Origin of the sequence: Syntrophaceticus schinkii (assembly GCF_000946815.1) — a bacterium.
In the GTDB taxonomy this organism is placed as follows: Bacteria; Bacillota; DSM-12270; order Thermacetogeniales; family Thermacetogeniaceae; genus Syntrophaceticus; species Syntrophaceticus schinkii.
This window is the reverse complement of sequence record NZ_CDRZ01000045.1, coordinates 1-16,498: the sequence shown is the minus strand read 5'-3', so window position 1 is coordinate 16,498 and position 16,498 is coordinate 1. Positions and strand designations below refer to the sequence as shown.

Below are 16,498 nucleotides of genomic sequence, written 5' to 3'. Positions count from 1 at the left end.
CCCCCCCTCCCCGTGGGGCTAGCCCAAAAATTCAACTGCTTCTTTCAGCATCACTGGAACATGTTCCACTTCAGTCAACTAATGCACCGCCTTCACCCATTTTTTTCCGCTAATTTCTTCATATGTTTCCTTCAGCTCCGGTACAGTATTCATCCCAGCGATCCGCAGACCAGATCTCAATACGGGATGAAACACCGATAATGGCAACCTCGCGGCTTACTTTAGCATACTCCCGCAAGGAGGGCGAAATCAGGATACGACCCTGGCCATCCAATTCACATTCTGTGGCACCGGAAAAAAAGAAACGGGAAAAGGCTCTGGCCTCTTTTTTGGTAAGTGGTAGATTTCTCAGCTTCTCTTCTAAGATACGCCATTCTTCCAGGGGAAACACAAACAGGCAGTGATCCAGGCCGCGGGTGGTGATACAGCGATCCCCCAAACACGCACGAAACTTCGCCGGCATGATCAGACGCCCTTTGGCATCAAGATTATGATTGTACTCTCCGATAAACATATTTCCCCACTCCGAATATATAATACCCCACTTCCCGCCACTTTCCACCACTCAATTAATTCTCGATCGAAATATAAATTCCTTCTCCTCCCGCAAAAATAATTATAAAAATAAAAAAACCGGGGTAAAAACCCCGGTTCTATAGAGGTGTATTAAGCCAGTGGAAGCTGACTTAATTTTATTTTCTAACTTATCTTATCTTTCGTAAGGTGTGACGATCCACTTGAGGACGTTGTCCTTCTTGTTGCCAAAGACATCGTATCCTTCGAGGAGATCGTTCAGAGGTTTACGATGGGTGTACAGGCACTTGGTATCAAGCTTGCCTGCTGCGATCAGATTGATCAGCTCAGGAATACGGTTGGCATTGACGAGGCCCATTCCGATCTTGATGTTCTTGATCCACAGTTCGTTCATCTTCAACTCCTGTGGTTTTTCAAAAACACCGATCATCGAAACATTGCCACCAGCCCTTACAGCATCCAGAGCCAGCTCATAGGTTCCCCTGGCACCTACAGCCTCGATGGTTCTGTCAGCGCCGCGGCCACCGGTCAGGTCCCTAATTTTATCAGGAACGTTGCCATCCGCCGGGTTCAAGGCCATATCTGCAATGCCCTGCTTGACAGCAAAATCAAGCCTGGCCTGGTTCATATCAACTGCAATAATTCTTGCTGGCCCCCAAAGTCTTGCAGTCATCATGGCACACATGCCCACAGGGCCGCTGCCCATCACTGCAACTGTGTCACCAGGTTCGATTTCGGCATTTTCGGCACCGAAATAGCCTGTAGACAGGATATCACCGACGAGCAGAACATCGTCATCGGTCATGCCATCAGGAACAGGGAAGCAACCCAGATTTGCGTGAGGCACCCGTACATACTCTGCCTGGCAGCCATCGATCATATACCCAAAGATCCAGCTACCTGTTGTGCAGTGGGAATAGATTCCCCGTACACAGTAGAAGCACTCACCGCACTGGGTGACGCATGAAACTGCACACTGGTCCCCAACCTTAACATTTCTTACCGCAGGGCCTACCTCTACTACTTCGCCGCAGAACTCATGACCAAGGATTCTGGGACCCTCTACCTCGGGCATCCCGCCGTGCCAGATGTGAATGTCGGTACCACAGATGGTTGAAGTGGTAACCTTGACGATTGCATCATCCGGCTCAATAATCTTCGGTACCGGCACATCATCGAGACTGATCTTCTCAGGGCCGTGGTACACTAATGCCTTCATTGTCATTTTTGCGTCCTCCTTTAGTAATGTTTTTATTTGTCAAGGGCATAAACCCTTGAAACCGCAAGTCCCTCAATCCAGCCAGAAACAAATACAGACCAATATTTTCATGCCTGACTCTTAAGAAATTGAGCCTTGCAGTAAAAACATTGGTCTTTCCTTGGAGCCACCCACAGGTTTCTCCGTGAACTACCATAAATCCATATTATGTTGTTAGTATTCTGTAAATCCGTATTCGTATTAGGTTGTTAGTATTCTATTAAATACAATGGCGTGCATCCAGAAGTCATGTTCTGCCTCAACTTCATATGTTTGATGAATAGCTTTAGCCCCCAATTTATTCTCAAAAAACAACAGATTATCGACAACATGTTGCTGCACTACATGCATTCTAGATGCTCTGATCGCTTCTTTCCCCCGCGGTGTCTTTACTATAAACTTCTCCGGCTCCGTTAAAAATCCTTCTCCTCTAATAATAAGCATGTCTTCCACAATAGTTATTTTAGTAGTTTCTACACTCTTACCCAGTGTCCGCTTAAAATACTGTTCCATATAAATCTTAAACTCGTGCTGCATCCTCTTGCGCTCTTGTTCATTCAGCCTTTTTTCCCCGGGTTCCTTACTTTTAACGACAATTCCTTTGAACTGATCAGGTTGTCCTATGTTTATCACCCCCGAAGACATAAAGTTACTTCAATAATATGGTGTTCTAAGTGTTATTTAGTTACCATACAAATTATACCTAAAACTCCTTTCCTGAACAAGACAACCATATATATATAATTCGGCGAATAATGGTAAAATCCTTCGAATAAGTTCGATAAGACAACTATTTCATTTCTTAAAAGCAACTTCTCCAATTCCTTGCGAGTTCTACAGTCAATTGGTAAATAGATTTGGCCTCTTCTGTGGTCAGAGTACCAGCGCCACAGGCAGGAGTTATTATGCTTTGTGTATAAATTAGCTGGGGTTCGATAGCTTTGTTTGTTAGGTGTTTTATATACTTACGGATTTGTTTGCTCAATGATTCTATATTTTCCTCTGCCAGAGCCCTGCCATCGGTAGGAACAACTCCCCAGGCGACAACACCGCCATTTTTCATAAACTCCTGTATGGATGCAGCATATAGGGCAAAACTCTTAGCAAATTGATAGGTATCAAAACTGATTATATCCAAATTAGCTCCGAACAGTATTGACCAATCCAGATCAGAACAGGAATGTACTCCGGCAATCCCACCGAACCTTCGCACAAAATCGGCAAATTCAGATAGTTCCGCCTGTACTTCATCTTTGCTTACACTGATGCGGTCAAATCTACCACAGCTGTCAATCACAGGGTCATCCATAAAAATAATCACCGGGAGTCCGAATTCGCCTAAGGTTTTAATCTGCCAGGCCGCCTGCAGTGACAACTGCTTCAGCAGTACATCTCGCAGTTGCTCATCATAATAAGCCGGTACTCCACGCTGGTCAGTGACCTGGAAGCCTGCAGACAGCAGACCCACAACCTGACCCTTCAAATACCTGGCATCACCCGTGCCTTTATCTTTTAATTCGCCATAGAACTTATAAAATCCTTCTGCGGATCCAGATGGAAAATAAAATTTATTTAAGGCATTGATATCCCCTTCCACTACCTGCATATACAGCTCATAAAACTCGGCCAGCCTTAGGGGCCAATCATCTTCCTCATCCAAAAAGCACGCCTTTGTCCCCTTCTCCACCCGCAGCAACCCCAGCTCATTTAATACCTGCAAAAACTGAGTGCAGAAAAACTCCTGAACCGAGTATCTGGGAAGCTGCGGCCAATGTGGCATCAATGTGAAAGACTCATTGATCAGAGAAACCGCAGCAGCAGGGTCAAGGTGAGGCAGACTCCCAATGCCAGTTGCACAGCCACAAGGGTGAAACTGCATACCGTACATCCTTTCCTTTCTTGCTTAGTCAACAGCGATATACTTAGAGATTATAGACATCTTCACCGCTTAACACCTTGATCCCTTTACCCAACATCAACTGCTCAGCCACCCGGGAGTTTTCCACACGAAACACAGCCAGGGCATCCCCGGATACCTTGGCAACAAATGCATACAGGTACTCAATGTTAATTCCCGCTTCCTGCATCAGGGCAAGAACCTCAGCCAATCCCCCGGGATGATCGGGTATCTGAACTGCAATAACCTCTGTCAGCCGTACGGTAAACTGCTCCCGTCGCAGTACCTCATAGGTGTGGTCCGGGTCATTGACGATCAGGCGCAGAATACCGAAATCTGTGGTATCTGCCACAGAAAAAGCGCGGATATTGATCCCTTCATCTCCGATGACTTTGGCCACATTGGCCAATCTGCCACACTTATTCTCTAAAAACACAGTGATCTGTTTTACAGGCACAGTATCCCCCCCCTTTTATAAGCTGCGGCGGTCAATAATCCGCTTCGCCTTTCCCTCATAGCGCTCGATGGTTTTAGGTTCTACCAATTTTACTTTAACACTGATCCCTAAAACAACCTCGATCTCCCGCCGGATCTCCTGCTCCAGACTCTCCAATTTTCTGATTTCATCGGAAAAGACCTGATCAGATACCTCCACCCAAACCTCCAGCTCATCCAGCTGATCCCGTCGGTCAACAATGATCAGATAAAAGGGTTCTGTATGGCTGATTCTGAAAAGGACCTCCTCGATCTGGGAAGGAAAAACATTCACACCGCGGATAACCAGCATATCATCGGTGCGCCCCTGACAGCGGTCGATCTTGAGATGAGTGCGGCCACAGGAGCATCGACCATCCGGAATAATCCGTGTGATATCTCTCGTCCGGTAGCGGATCATGGGTAAGGCCTCTTTGGTAAGGGTAGTGATTACCAGTTCTCCATAGCTTCCGGGCGGCAGCTGCTCCCCGGTTTCCGGGTCGATGATCTCTGCCAGGAAGTGATCCTCCAGATGTGCAGGCCATCTCTGGCAGAGCATTCCACAGCAACTCCGGGGCCGATAATCTCACTGATCCCGTAGATATCCAAAGCATTGATACCCAATCGCCTTTCGATCTGTCTGCGCAAATTTTTAGACCATGGCTCAGCACCGAAAAGCCCTCCCTGAAGGCTGATATCCTCTTTGGAAATGCCTATCTCTTCCATCACCTCAGCCAGATGTAAAGCATAGGAAGGAGTGCATGTAAGAATGGTGCTGCCAAAGTCTTTCATGATCATCACCTGGCGTTTGGTATGCCCCCCGGAAACCGGGATCACAGAGGCCCCGATCAGCTCGGCACCATAATGAACTCCCAGACCCCCGGTAAAAAGTCCATATCCGTATGCATTTTGGATCTTGGAGTTTTTTGATGCCCCACAACAGGTCAAGGCCCGGGCCATTACCTCAGCCCACACAGCGAGATCATGGCGTGTATAACCGACAACAGTAGGCTTCCCGGTGGTCCCGGAAGAGGCATGCAGCCTGATCACATCACTCAATGGGACAGCAAAAAGACCGTAAGGATAGTTATCACGGAGATCGTTCTTTGTGGTAAAGGGGAGTTTAACCAGGTCATCCAGGGTTCGTATATCCTCCGGTTTGAGACCAATTTTCTGAAAAGCATGTCGATAAAAGGGAACTTCCTGATAAACCCTCTTTACTGTTGCACACAGGCGTTCCTCCTGAAGGGATTGCAGTCGCTCAGGCGACATACACTCACATTCTTCATTCCAATAGAAGGTCAAAAAAATTCCTCCTCAGCCCGAACTTTATACAAATTTTAAAGGATCAGCAAAAAGCTGTCAAGCAAAACAAAACCCCACAGATGCCGTGGGACCCGGTGTCTGAACCTGGCTCAGCACGGTGGTGCCCTCCTGACTGCTTTATGTTTCCTCAATGATGAGGCATACAAGTCACAGCCAGAGCCCAGGCTCCAAAAGTTTTGGTGTTGGCTCAAAACTCCCAGGGTTTCCACGTACATTGTAGGGTTTTTTCTTACTGCGACTAGATCATATCACACCAAGTGTCCTTTTTCAATATGTCATTTCCTGTTAGGTTATTGTATCAGTCTTGCTTAATTTTTGCAGGCAAACACTGAATATGCAGCTCCCGCAGCTGTTTCGGTATCACAGGAGCAGGCGCACTGGTAAGCAGACAGGTAGCCCTCTGGGTTTTGGGAAAGGGAATCACATCACGAATTGTCTCCAGGTCCAGCATCAGCATCAACAACCTGTCAAATCCAAAGGCGATGCCCCCGTGTGGAGGCGCCCCATAGTCAAGCGCTTCCAAGAAAAAGCCGAACTTCTCCTGGGCCTCCTGTGGCTCTAATCCAATCACACCAAAAATGCGCTCCTGTAGATCCCGCCTGTGGATCCTGATGCTCCCTCCACCAAGCTCCACACCGTTGAGAACAATGTCATAGGCCCTGGCCCTCACCCTTTCCGGTTGGCTCTCCAGTAAAGGCAGATCCTCATTCAGTGGGGAAGTGAAGGGATGGTGTACTGCTTCTAACCTCTGTTCATTCTCATCATATTCCAGAAGTGGAAAATCTGTTATCCAAATAAAGGTATATTTCTTGTTATCTATTAAATCGAGCCTCCCGGCCAATTCCAAGCGCAGCTTCCCTAAAACCTCCTCCGCAACCTGCCGCTGATCAGCAACAAACAGCAGGAGATCCCCAGACTTCCCTTCCATTTTTGTGATCAGGGCATCTATTTCTTCAGGCTCCATGAGCTTCACCAGAGGCGACCTGACGCCTTTATCTTCTAGAATAAACCAGGCAAGCCCATGAGCGCCCCACTCCACTGCCATGCTGGTCAGCTCATCTAAGATTTTCCTGCTGAATCCTGCGGCTCCTGGTACCCGAATGCCCTTGACAACCCCACCCTTCTTGATAGTCCCGGCAAAGACCCGGCACTTGCTGTCTGCCAAAATTGATGACACATCCACCATCTCCAGACCGAAGCGCAGATCGGGTCTATCGCTTCCATAGGTCCCCATCGCCTCCTGATAGGTAAGGTGTGGGAAGGGTAGAGTCAGCTCCACATCTAAAAGCTCCTGAAAAAGAGCGGCGAGCAGTTCTTCTGTCAGCTGTTGAATATCATGTTCATCAACAAATGACATCTCCAGGTCAAGCTGGGTGAATTCCGGCTGTCTGTCAGCTCTCAAGTCCTCATCCCGAAAACACCTGGCAAACTGGAAATACCGTTCAAAACCGGCAATCATCAGGATCTGCTTAAAAAGCTGTGGTGACTGCGGCAGCGCAAAAAACTCACCCGGGTGCACACGACTGGGAACCAGGTAATCCCTGGCACCCTCCGGAGTACTGCGCGTCAACATCGGGGTTTCCATCTCCAGAAAACCCTTTTTAGATAAAAAATCACGGATAATGTTAGCTGCCCTGTGTCGCATCGTAAATATATGCCAGCTCTCCTGGCGTCGAAGGTCGAGATAGCGGTAGCGCAACCTTAGGGCTTCATCAACACCCGCAGCATCCCCGGGATGAAAGGGAAGTGCTCTGGCAGTATTGAGTATCTCCAGTTCAGATGTGGCCACTTCAACTTCCCCGGTAGCCATCTGTGGGTTCTCCGTTCCCGGCGGACGGCGCCGCACCTGACCGCGCACAGCGAGTACAAACTCCGCCCGTACGGAGTTTGCCCTTTGGAAGGGGAGACCGCCGGTATCAGGGCTTAATACAACCTGGACCACCCCGCTGCGATCTCGCAAGTCCAGGAAAATAACTCCACCGTGGTCGCGCCGCTTTTGCACCCAACCCACTTAAAACTACATCCTGCCCGCTATTCTTGAGAGATAGCTCCCCACAGCTGTGGGATCTCTTTAATTCTCCGATACTTTCCACTTTCCTGCCTCCCTGGTTTACACAATAGCTTTAAGGTATTCAAAAAGCCTCTCTCTGGATATTTCCAACTGCTCCCCTTTCTTCATATCCCTCAGCAATACTGTTCCCCTTTGCAGTTCATTTGTACCAAGTATAATAACATAACTGGCACCTATCCTGCCCGCCTGCTTCATTTGAGACTTCAAGCTCCGTCCCAACAGATCTTTTTCTGCAGGGTAATCACTTCTTCTCAGCTCCAAAAGCAGTCGCACCGCCTCACGGTTCAGATCCCCTGCAACATCATCCCCGGCGGTAGCTATAAAGATGCTTTCTCTTTTCTTTAAGGGAAGTTGTACACCCTGGTCCTCCAATGCAAGAAGCACACGCTCTAACCCTATCGCTACTCCAATTCCGGGCACAGCCCGGCCCCCCACAGATCTCCACCAGGTTGCTGTAACGGCCGCCTCCCGCAAGAGAACCCTGGCCATCCCCTGAAGGCAGTATTTCAAAAACCGTCTGTGTATAGTAATCAAGACCACGCACAAGCTGTTCACTGACCTCATAGGCAATACCTGTTAATTGCAGATAGTCCTGTACCTGCTGAAAATGTTCATAACACCCCTTACACAGGTACTCATGAATGCCGGGTGCGCCATCCAGCAGTTCCTGGCAGTTCCGCTCTTTGCAGTCCAGGACACGCAGGGGATTGCGATTTAATCTGTCGCGGCAGTTCTCACAGAGCGCATCCTGGCGCATCATCATAAAACCTTTCAATGCTTGACTGTAAAGCGCCCTGCACTCCGGGCACCCCACACTGTTGACAAGAACACGCAAATCCATCAAGCCAAGCCTCTCAAAGAAATCATAAGTATAAGAGATCACCTCAGTGTCCAGTGCGGGGTCACTCGTCCCAAACGCCTCAATTCCTAACTGGTGGAACTGGCGCATACGCCCCGCCTGAGGGCGGTCATAACGGAACATGGGACCCATATAATACACCTTCACCGGTTGGGGCTGGTTGTTCAGGTGGTTTTCCAGATAGGCTCTGACAACCCCTGCAGTCCCCTCCGGACGCAGAGTGATGCTTCTCTCCCCGCGATCCTCAAAAGTATACATCTCCTTTTGCACAACATCAGTGGTATCACCGATCCCCCGCTGGAATAGCTCTGTATGCTCAAAAATCGGCGTTCTGATCTCCTGATATCCATAAATTTCGCTGACCTGTCTGGCAACCTTCTCCACATAATGCCACTTTTCAATTTCCCCTGGCAGTAGATCCCTCGTTCCCCGGGGAGCCTTAATCACCGATACCAACTCCTTTGCGTGACAGAGGTGTGACAGTAGAGTGTCCTTCATGATAGCAGGGTGGTCACCTTGTCACACTTTTTTGTAATAAATATTTGATTCCTGATGTTGGAGCTTGTCGACTCTCGCCTGAACACCCTTTTTCAACCACCAACGACAAACCACTAATACGCCAACCACTAACTACCAACTAGCCGGACTTGCTTTACTCATGTCCAGTAAAAAGAACAGCTGCATGTCTACTCACAAGAAACAGGATAATTCTTTATACAATAACTAACAACTAGAAACTAACGACCAACCACTAACGACTAACCACCAATAGGATCTTCTCTAGAAAAAAGGATTGTGAACACGCTCATGGCCGACATTGGTGGCAGGGCCGTGTCCTGGATAAACAATAACATCATCCCCACAGGGAAGGATCTTGTTTTTTATAGAATCCACCAGTTCCTGGTATGACCCTCCCGGAAAATCTGTTCTCCCTACCGAATCCGCAAACAGTGTATCCCCCGAAAAAATCACACCACCTCCCTTTAAGGAAATGCTTCCTTTGGTATGCCCCGGTGTATGCAGAACAGAGAAGACCTGTTTGCCCACTGTAAGCTCGTCTCCTTCACGAATGATCAGATCCGCCGGCGGACTGCAGTACTTTCGCCCCATATAAAGAGAAAGGTTCTTTTCTGGGTCCGACAGCAGGGGCTCATCCTCAACATGGATCACCAGTTTTGCATCAGTCCCTTCCTTGACAACAGCATTAGCAGCGATGTGATCCATGTGCCCGTGGGTATTAACAATATATTTTACCAGCAGGCCTTCTTTAGCCACTTCGTTTAAGATCCGCTTCCCTTCTCCCCCCCGGTCGATCACCATTGCCTCTTTTGTCTCCTCACACCAAACCAGGTAGCAGTTGGAGGCGATAACCCCCACTGTCAGGCATTTGACCTTCATTTATAATCAGCCTCCTCAACATCCCGCAGGGAAACCCCGCCAGCCATACGCGCCGGCAACCCAAAAGACCTTCCCGTGAAGGATGGTTTTCTCACAGTGTTTTTTTGCTGTCCAACAAAATCGTAACCGGCCCCTCATTGACAATCCCGACCTCCATCATCGTCTGGAATTCGCCGGTTACCACCCGGAGACCACTCTCCCCTAAAAAATCCAGCAGTTTCTCAAATAAAGAAAGTGCATCATCAGGTGCCGCCGCATCGGAAAAACTGGGGCGCCTACCTTTCCGGCAGTCACCATAAAGGGTAAACTGGGAAACCACCAGCAGCTCCCCTGCCATATCAGTGACAGAATAATTAAACTTCCCCTCTTGATCAGGAAAGATCCTTAAATTCAAGATCTTGTCTGAGATATAATGCGCGTCACTTTCATCATCACCTTTTCCTACCCCGATCAAAACAACAAGCCCGGCACTGATGGGGCGCATCTCCTGATCCTCCACCCGCACCCAGCCGCGGCTCACTCTCTGGACCACAGCCCGCACATTGATCACCTCTTAGTTGGGCACCTCTGGCGAAATACTCTCACGGGACTTAAAATCCCGTGCATCTATCACCACTTAAACCACTTAGTTGGGCACCACTCTATGCACTTCCAATACATCACTGACATGATTGACCTTCTGCATTACATTATACAGGTGCTCAATATCCCTGATCTCCAGTTTCAGATTAACCCTGGCCATCCTATTCTTCATTGCTCTGGCATTGACAGCATTGATAATCGTTTTAGTATCTGTAATTGTCATCATAATATCTGTTGTCAGGTGTGGGCGATCAAAAGCCTTAACTTCGATTTCCACCTGATAGGTTGCCGGGGTCTCTTCATCCCAGCTCACCTCAATAATGCGCTCTGTTTCCCCCTGCACATGATGAGCGATATTGGGGCAGTCAGCCCTGTGGACGGAAACCCCTTTTCCCCGTGTAATATAACCGATAATCTGGTCCCCAGGCAAGGGGTTACAGCAGTGAGAGAGGTGAACAGCCAGATCCCTTACACCTTTGACACAAACCCCGGCAGTAACAGGTTCCTTCTTTTCAGGAATCTTTAACAGCAGCTGGCCCTCCCCGTCCAAGCTGAGAGGTTCCGGTTCCTCCTGTTTTTCCAGCTCACTGCGCACCTTACTGATCACAGATAGGGTAGAAAGATTGCCGCTGCCGATACCGGCATACATATCATCCTCTTTATGAAAGCCAAGTCGCTGGCAGAGTTCCTCTTTTCCTTCAATCTTAAAAAAGGCGGCAGGCTCATATCCCTGCCTGCGCAGCTCTTTTTCCAGCAGGTCTCTGCCCCGCAGAATATTATCCACCTTTTGTTCCTTCTTAAACCACTGCCTGATCCGGTTTTTCGCTTGAGAGGTCTTAACAATAGAAAGCCAATCGCGGCTGGGCCCACCGCTCTGTTTGGAGGTTAGGACTTCCACGATATCCCCGTTTTTCAGCCGGTAGTCTAAAGGCACGATTCTGCCGTTGACCTTCGCCCCAATACAGCGGTTACCCACTTCCGTGTGAATGCGGTAAGCGAAATCAACGGGTATTGAACCGAAGGGCAATTCCAGGACATCACCCCTGGGGTGAAGACAAAAACAACATCTGAAAAAAGATCTATCTTGAGGGACTCCATAAACTCCCTGGCATCCCTCAACTCGTGATTCCAGTCTAGGATCTGGCGCAGCCAGGAAAGCTTCTTCTCGAACTCTTCATCAGTGGGGCGCCCCCCTTCTTTGTACCTCCAGTGGGCGGCAATTCCATATTCAGCGGTCCTGTGCATCTCAAAGGTGCGGATCTGCAGCTCAAAAGGCTCTCCCAGCGGCCCAATCAGGGTGGTATGCAGTGACTGATACATGTTCTGTTTAGGCATGGCAATATAATCTTTAAAACGCCCTGGAATGGGTTTCCACATGGTATGAACTATCCCCAGGGTGGCATAACACTCCTTGACTGTATTGACAATTACTCTTACTGCAATCAGATCATAGATCTCCGAGAGATCCTTCTCCTGTTCTATGGTTTTACGGTAAATGCTGTAGAAATTCTTTGGCCTGCCCGAAATCTCCGCCGGTATTCCCGCTTGATCAAGCTTCTCCCTGAGCTTAGCGACCACAAGATTGATATAGTCCTCCCGCTCACGGCGTTTTTTTGGCGATTCTCTCCACCATCTCATAATATTTTTCAGGTTCCAAATAGCGAAATGACAGGTCTTCAAGCTCCCATTTGATCCTATAGATACCCAGGCGATGTGCCACAGGAGCAAAGATCTCCAGGGTCTCCTGTGCTATCTCCCGCTGTTTATCCAGGGGGTGGTGGCCAAGTGTGCGCATATTGTGCAGCCGGTCCGCCAGCTTAATTAATATTACACGTATATCCTGGGCCATGGCCAGGAACATGCGGCGCAGGTTCTCGGCATGGCGGTCCTCCTTGGACTTATATTCTATTTTGCCCAATTTCGTCACCCCGGCTACCAGGAAACGCACCCTGGAACCGAATTCTTCCTCTATCTGATCAAATGTAACATCTGTATCCTCCACCACATCGTGGAGCAATCCGGCAGCAATAGAGAGGATATCCAACTGAAGATCGGCTAAAATACAGGCCACTTCCAGAGGGTGTTGGATAAAAGCCTCGCCGGAATTGCGAAACTGGCCGGCATGTGCCTTTTCTGCATAAAAATAGGCGCGCTCAACCAGCTCCCTGTCATAGTTCGGGTAGTAGCTTTCAATTTTTTTCAGAAGCCGCGCAAGGCTCATCTTTTTCCTCCCCTCTACAGATATCGTACGGTCAAGGTGCTATTACTGTCAAGTGGACGGCTTCTCAATGTTCTTAGATTTAGGAAGGCGCAATGTCCCTGAACTTTTTTTTTCTTGACGAATAGAGCCCTAATAAGAAACCGATGACAATACCACAAAGAACTGTGCCGAAGATCACCAGCACCAACGGTATCTCAGGCACAGCCCAAAAGAAAAACTTAATAGCTACCGGTCCCGCATTCTGCACCGCAAAAATTGCAATCAAAATGGCAAAAATTAATATTCCCATGATATAGAGCAGCGGCATCCCAACACCTCCCACATCAATGTCACATATTTATCCCAGTTTATTCGCTCAAGAGGTGTGAATTCCCTTCTCCTTTGCGTTTTTCTCGGAAATTTCACAGTGGTCGCGCTCTCTACACTGTAAGCAGTCATCCCCTATTCGGCAGGGTTCTACATGGATGAGAACCTGAGCTCCTGGGTATTGCTCCTTTATCTCTCGTTCAATAGCATCACAGACATCATGAGAGGCAGAAATATTTTGATACTGTGGCACCACCAGGTGCAGGTCAATAAACCGCTGCGGCCCAGCTTTTCGGGTTCTCATCTTGTGAAAACTAACGAAATGAGAACCAAAGGCCAGAATAATCTCCTTGATATGCTCCTCTTCTTCCACTGGCAGACTGGCATCCAGCAGCGGGAAAAAGGCTTTAGCCGTTAAATCATAGGCGGCCTTGATAATCAGTAAGGCAACACCGATAGCGATCAAGGGGTCGAACAGGTGTATTCCTGTAACCCAGAGCAGCAGCAGTCCCCCTGCCACACCCAGGGATGTATAAACATCAGTTCTCAAGTGCAGGGCATCAGCCTCTAAGGCCACCGAATCTGTCTCCCTGGCGGTTTTCATCAACAGAGAGGAAACAACCCAGTTAGCAACAGCGGAGAAACCCATAACAATAAGCCCCCACATAGGCGCCTCCACCTGTGCCCCGGTGATCAGTTTAATCACTGCTTCTCTGATGATCCAGATGGAAGCCACGAATATAAGGATGGCCTCAATCACCCCTGATACATTTTCGATCTTCCCATGCCCATATTGATGTTCTGCATCCGGGGGTTTGCCGCTCCTGCTCACTGCAAATAGAGCAATCATCGCTGCTACCAGGTCAAGTCCGGAGTGGATAGCCTCGGAAAGGACACTGACAGAATTAATATAGAGCCCCACTACTAACTTAAAAATTACTAGTACAGTATTGGAAAGAACGGACAGCCTCGCTACCCCGACCTTGTTCAAAATCTGATACCTCCTCCTTATATTCTGATATATTTTGATAAATTATATAAAAAGAACTCCACCAAGGTCATGTAAAAGCTTGATGAAGTCCCACGAGATCGCTAGAAACCCGCTGTCTAAAAGACCCAGCTTAAAATTTTCAGCCTGACTTTGTCAACAAAATATTAACACAGCCCAAACCAGGAGGCAATTAATTGAAAACGAATCTTATTCTCAGGTGCCTTATTCAGTGACCTTATTCGGTGACAGTCACCCTTTAGACCAACATGTCTAGACAAATAGGCCCTTTTGGTGACAGGCACCTTTTTGGCCAATATGTCTAGACAAGTATGCCCTTTTGGTGACAGTCACCATCTTCGACAGCTTCCGGTGACAGGCACCAATTAGCTAAATCTGTATATACAGGTGGCGAAACTAAAAAGAGATCATGAGAAGTGTTCTCGTGATCTCTTTATCAATAAGACAATAAAGCAAGCCTGGCCCCGGTTTAGCGGAGGCCGGTATCGGAGACACCTGCCTCATCATAGGTGGCCATTTCTCTGACGATCTTCAGAGAGGCATCGATGATAGTAAAGGAGAGTGCCGCACCGGTTCCCTCTCCTAAACGCATGTTCATGTTCAGCATAGGGCTAACCCCGAGCCAGGTTACCATGGTCTTATGACCCGGTTCCTCTGAGAGGTGTGAGGCGATCACAAAATCCACAGAGCGTGGGGCCAGTGCACGAGCGATCATCGCTCCTGCCCCGGAGATAAAGCCGTCGATAACCACGGGAACACGGTATGCGGCAGCACCCAGGATCACTCCTGCCGATACCCCCGATCTCAAATCCCCCTACTTTAGCCAGAACATCAAGGCCGTCTCTGGCGTCAGGTTTATTGACATCCAGAGCCTGTTGAACGATCCGTGCCTTGCGACGCATCGCATCACAATCAATACCTGTTCCCTTTCCTGTGATTAGATCAACGGGAAAACCGGTGAAAGCGGCGAGAACAGCGGTGCTGGGAGTGGTGTTGCCGATCCCCATATCCCCGGTGGCCAGCAGCTGTGTCCCCTTTTTGATCTGCTCAGTTGCTACCTCGATCCCACCTTCCACTGCTGCCCGGGCCTGCTCCCTGGTCATGGCAGGACCCTCAGCGATATTATTGGTGCCAGAGCCGACTCTGCGTACCACCAGACGGGGATCATCTACAGGTTTAATCATCCCCATATCCACACAGATAACCTTTGCACCTGTATGCCTGGTGATCACATTGATCGCAGCCCCTCCATTGAGAAAACCCTTCACCATCTGCTGTGTCACTTCCTGGTCAGCAACACTGACCCTTTGGGCAGCTACCCCATGATCCCCCGCACAGGTGATTACAGCTTTGTTTTCTAACTGCGGCATTACCTCCCCGGTAATCCCCGCAATTTTGACAGCTACATCCTCCAGCATACCCAAACTTCCATAAGGCTTGATCAGGTTTTTCTGGTGGCTGCGGGCTTTTTCCATGGCCTCTGCATCCAGTTCCCTGATACTCTCAATGGTTTTTTCCAGCAGCATCATAAACCCTCCTCATCTTATTTTTAAATAAAGAAGTCCCCAACCCTTATTATGGGCTGGGGACTTTTCCATCATCCCTTTAGCTCGTGACAACAGGCAGGTCTCCTGGCTTCCAGTTCATCCTCCCCTGCACCTTCCCAGGCCGGTTAAGCCGGTCTGGTGGTATCCTGCAGGTTTATCCCTGGTTACAGTGGCGGGACCGCTCAATGATTTACACCTGATTCCCTATTCTCCCTTATGGGCACCTGTTATCATTTTATCGATAGTTTCTTCTCACTCTATCTTAAACCATAAAAGAACTTTGCGCAAGGATTTATATGCTCTCCCAGTACTGACGCATCAAAATGTTTAAAAATCTTGCGAGTACAAAAACTGGCGTTTTTATCACCGATTCCGAAGTTTTTTTGAAAAATATCCGTTCTACATGTGGTGGCACATCCTTTTCAAGCTATTTTGCTCCTTTTAACCTACTATAGCACCTTCAAATGGGCATACGGGTAGTGTACACCGTATTGAAACCGCTATGTTGAATAGAATTGCTAAGCTGCCGTTGGCCTTATTTTCCAATCATCCTCCTGAACCAATCGCAGTTGGCCTGGGGATTTCATTAACTTGCGAATTCGCTTTGTATCTAAGGAATTGTAAATCATGTTTTTACGAAACTTTTCAATGAGTCTCCGAAACCCAACTTTTTTAGCATGTTCGGTTAGGCAAACCGAATGAAGCACCATTTCATTGAGCATCCGGCCAATATGCATCAAGTAGTGATATCCCTTCATTGCATTCCAGTTATGAGAAAAGATATGTTCGTAATGGTATCCTTGGTCTTTTTCTTTGAGAATGGTGTTCTCCTGAAGCCAACGCTTTCGGGCTATCAAATTGGAACGCGCGTGGATATTCGTCTTTTTGATTGGGTCACTGGAAATCCAAGCGTAACGGGTAGTTTTCGTTACCCCGCGACATGTTACAAGTTCGATCTCTTCCCAGCTTTCCTTACATATCACCATATGATTCTTTAAAATTTTACGCTTCTCCTG

The 16,498-nt window shown here is 48.3% G+C and carries 15 protein-coding genes, 1 other RNA gene, 3 pseudogenes and 1 riboswitch; all 19 genes and pseudogenes read right to left on the bottom strand.

Features of this window, described 5'->3' with window-relative positions:
• Positions 1 to 118: 118 nt before the first annotated feature.
• A complete protein-coding gene (gene mraZ / locus SSCH_RS03425; protein WP_044664254.1) occupies positions 119 to 514 on the bottom strand; it encodes a division/cell wall cluster transcriptional repressor MraZ in 396 nt (131 codons plus the stop codon).
• Between the two features lie 195 nt (positions 515 to 709).
• A complete protein-coding gene (locus tag SSCH_RS03420) occupies positions 710 to 1,759 on the bottom strand; it encodes an alcohol dehydrogenase (protein ID WP_198142137.1) in 1,050 nt (349 codons plus the stop codon).
• Between the two features lie 234 nt (positions 1,760 to 1,993).
• A complete protein-coding gene (locus SSCH_RS03415; RefSeq protein WP_198142136.1) occupies positions 1,994 to 2,425 on the bottom strand; it encodes a Na-translocating system protein MpsC family protein in 432 nt (143 codons plus the stop codon).
• A gap of 169 nt (positions 2,426 to 2,594) precedes the next feature.
• The gene (locus tag SSCH_RS03410; protein WP_044664250.1) at positions 2,595 to 3,671 is read right to left on the bottom strand and encodes a uroporphyrinogen decarboxylase/cobalamine-independent methonine synthase family protein; all 1,077 of its coding nucleotides are present in this window, start codon (positions 3,669 to 3,671) and stop codon (positions 2,595 to 2,597) included.
• A gap of 43 nt (positions 3,672 to 3,714) precedes the next feature.
• Positions 3,715 to 4,146, bottom strand: a complete 432-nt coding sequence (locus tag SSCH_RS03405) for an ACT domain-containing protein (protein ID WP_044664249.1) — start codon at positions 4,144 to 4,146, stop codon at positions 3,715 to 3,717.
• Between the two features lie 15 nt (positions 4,147 to 4,161).
• Positions 4,162 to 4,722, bottom strand: a complete 561-nt coding sequence (locus tag SSCH_RS22255) for a phenylacetate--CoA ligase family protein (RefSeq protein ID WP_332306893.1) — start codon at positions 4,720 to 4,722, stop codon at positions 4,162 to 4,164.
• Positions 4,614 to 5,468, bottom strand: coding sequence for a phenylacetate--CoA ligase family protein (locus SSCH_RS22250; protein ID WP_332306892.1), 855 nt, complete (start codon positions 5,466 to 5,468; stop codon positions 4,614 to 4,616). Before SSCH_RS22250 ends, SSCH_RS22255 begins: the two co-directional genes overlap by 109 nt.
• A 67-nt stretch (positions 5,469 to 5,535) precedes the next feature.
• Positions 5,536 to 5,715, bottom strand: a non-coding RNA gene (gene ssrS, locus SSCH_RS17300) — 6S RNA.
• 72 nt (positions 5,716 to 5,787) lie between these two features.
• A pseudogene (gene aspS, locus SSCH_RS03395) lies at positions 5,788 to 7,582 on the bottom strand (aspartate--tRNA ligase).
• Positions 7,583 to 7,599: 17 nt separating this feature from the next.
• The gene (locus tag SSCH_RS22245; protein ID WP_232294197.1) at positions 7,600 to 7,944 is read right to left on the bottom strand and encodes a His/Gly/Thr/Pro-type tRNA ligase C-terminal domain-containing protein; all 345 of its coding nucleotides are present in this window, start codon (positions 7,942 to 7,944) and stop codon (positions 7,600 to 7,602) included.
• Entirely contained in the window at positions 7,862 to 8,866 is a 1,005-nt protein-coding gene (gene hisS / locus SSCH_RS03390) for a histidine--tRNA ligase (RefSeq protein WP_232294196.1), read from the bottom strand. The genes SSCH_RS22245 and hisS overlap by 83 nt, the downstream gene beginning before the upstream one ends.
• Positions 8,867 to 9,199: 333 nt before the next feature.
• A complete protein-coding gene (locus tag SSCH_RS03385; protein ID WP_044664248.1) occupies positions 9,200 to 9,817 on the bottom strand; it encodes an MBL fold metallo-hydrolase in 618 nt (205 codons plus the stop codon).
• Between the two features lie 91 nt (positions 9,818 to 9,908).
• Positions 9,909 to 10,358 carry a D-aminoacyl-tRNA deacylase gene (gene dtd, locus SSCH_RS03380; protein ID WP_044664247.1) on the bottom strand — a complete coding sequence of 150 codons (450 nt, stop codon included), beginning with the start codon at positions 10,356 to 10,358 and terminating at the stop codon, positions 9,909 to 9,911.
• 84 nt (positions 10,359 to 10,442) lie between these two features.
• Positions 10,443 to 12,620: pseudogene (locus SSCH_RS03375) on the bottom strand (RelA/SpoT family protein).
• Positions 12,621 to 12,699: 79 nt separating this feature from the next.
• On the bottom strand, positions 12,700 to 12,927 hold the full coding sequence (locus tag SSCH_RS03370; protein WP_052835251.1) for a LapA family protein: 228 nt from the start codon (positions 12,925 to 12,927) through the stop codon (positions 12,700 to 12,702).
• A 48-nt stretch (positions 12,928 to 12,975) separates the two neighbouring features.
• Positions 12,976 to 13,917 carry a cation diffusion facilitator family transporter gene (locus SSCH_RS03365; protein WP_044664246.1) on the bottom strand — a complete coding sequence of 314 codons (942 nt, stop codon included), beginning with the start codon at positions 13,915 to 13,917 and terminating at the stop codon, positions 12,976 to 12,978.
• Between the two features lie 487 nt (positions 13,918 to 14,404).
• Entirely contained in the window at positions 14,405 to 14,686 is a 282-nt protein-coding gene (locus tag SSCH_RS21350; protein WP_332306891.1) for a nicotinate-nucleotide--dimethylbenzimidazole phosphoribosyltransferase, read from the bottom strand.
• Positions 14,574 to 15,464, bottom strand: a complete 891-nt coding sequence (locus SSCH_RS03360) for a nicotinate-nucleotide--dimethylbenzimidazole phosphoribosyltransferase (RefSeq protein ID WP_332306890.1) — start codon at positions 15,462 to 15,464, stop codon at positions 14,574 to 14,576. The genes SSCH_RS21350 and SSCH_RS03360 overlap by 113 nt, the downstream gene beginning before the upstream one ends.
• Positions 15,465 to 15,539: 75 nt before the next feature.
• A riboswitch (cobalamin riboswitch) is annotated at positions 15,540 to 15,725 on the bottom strand.
• Between the two features lie 275 nt (positions 15,726 to 16,000).
• Positions 16,001 to 16,498, bottom strand: a pseudogene (locus SSCH_RS03355) (hypothetical protein); the annotation flags it as partial.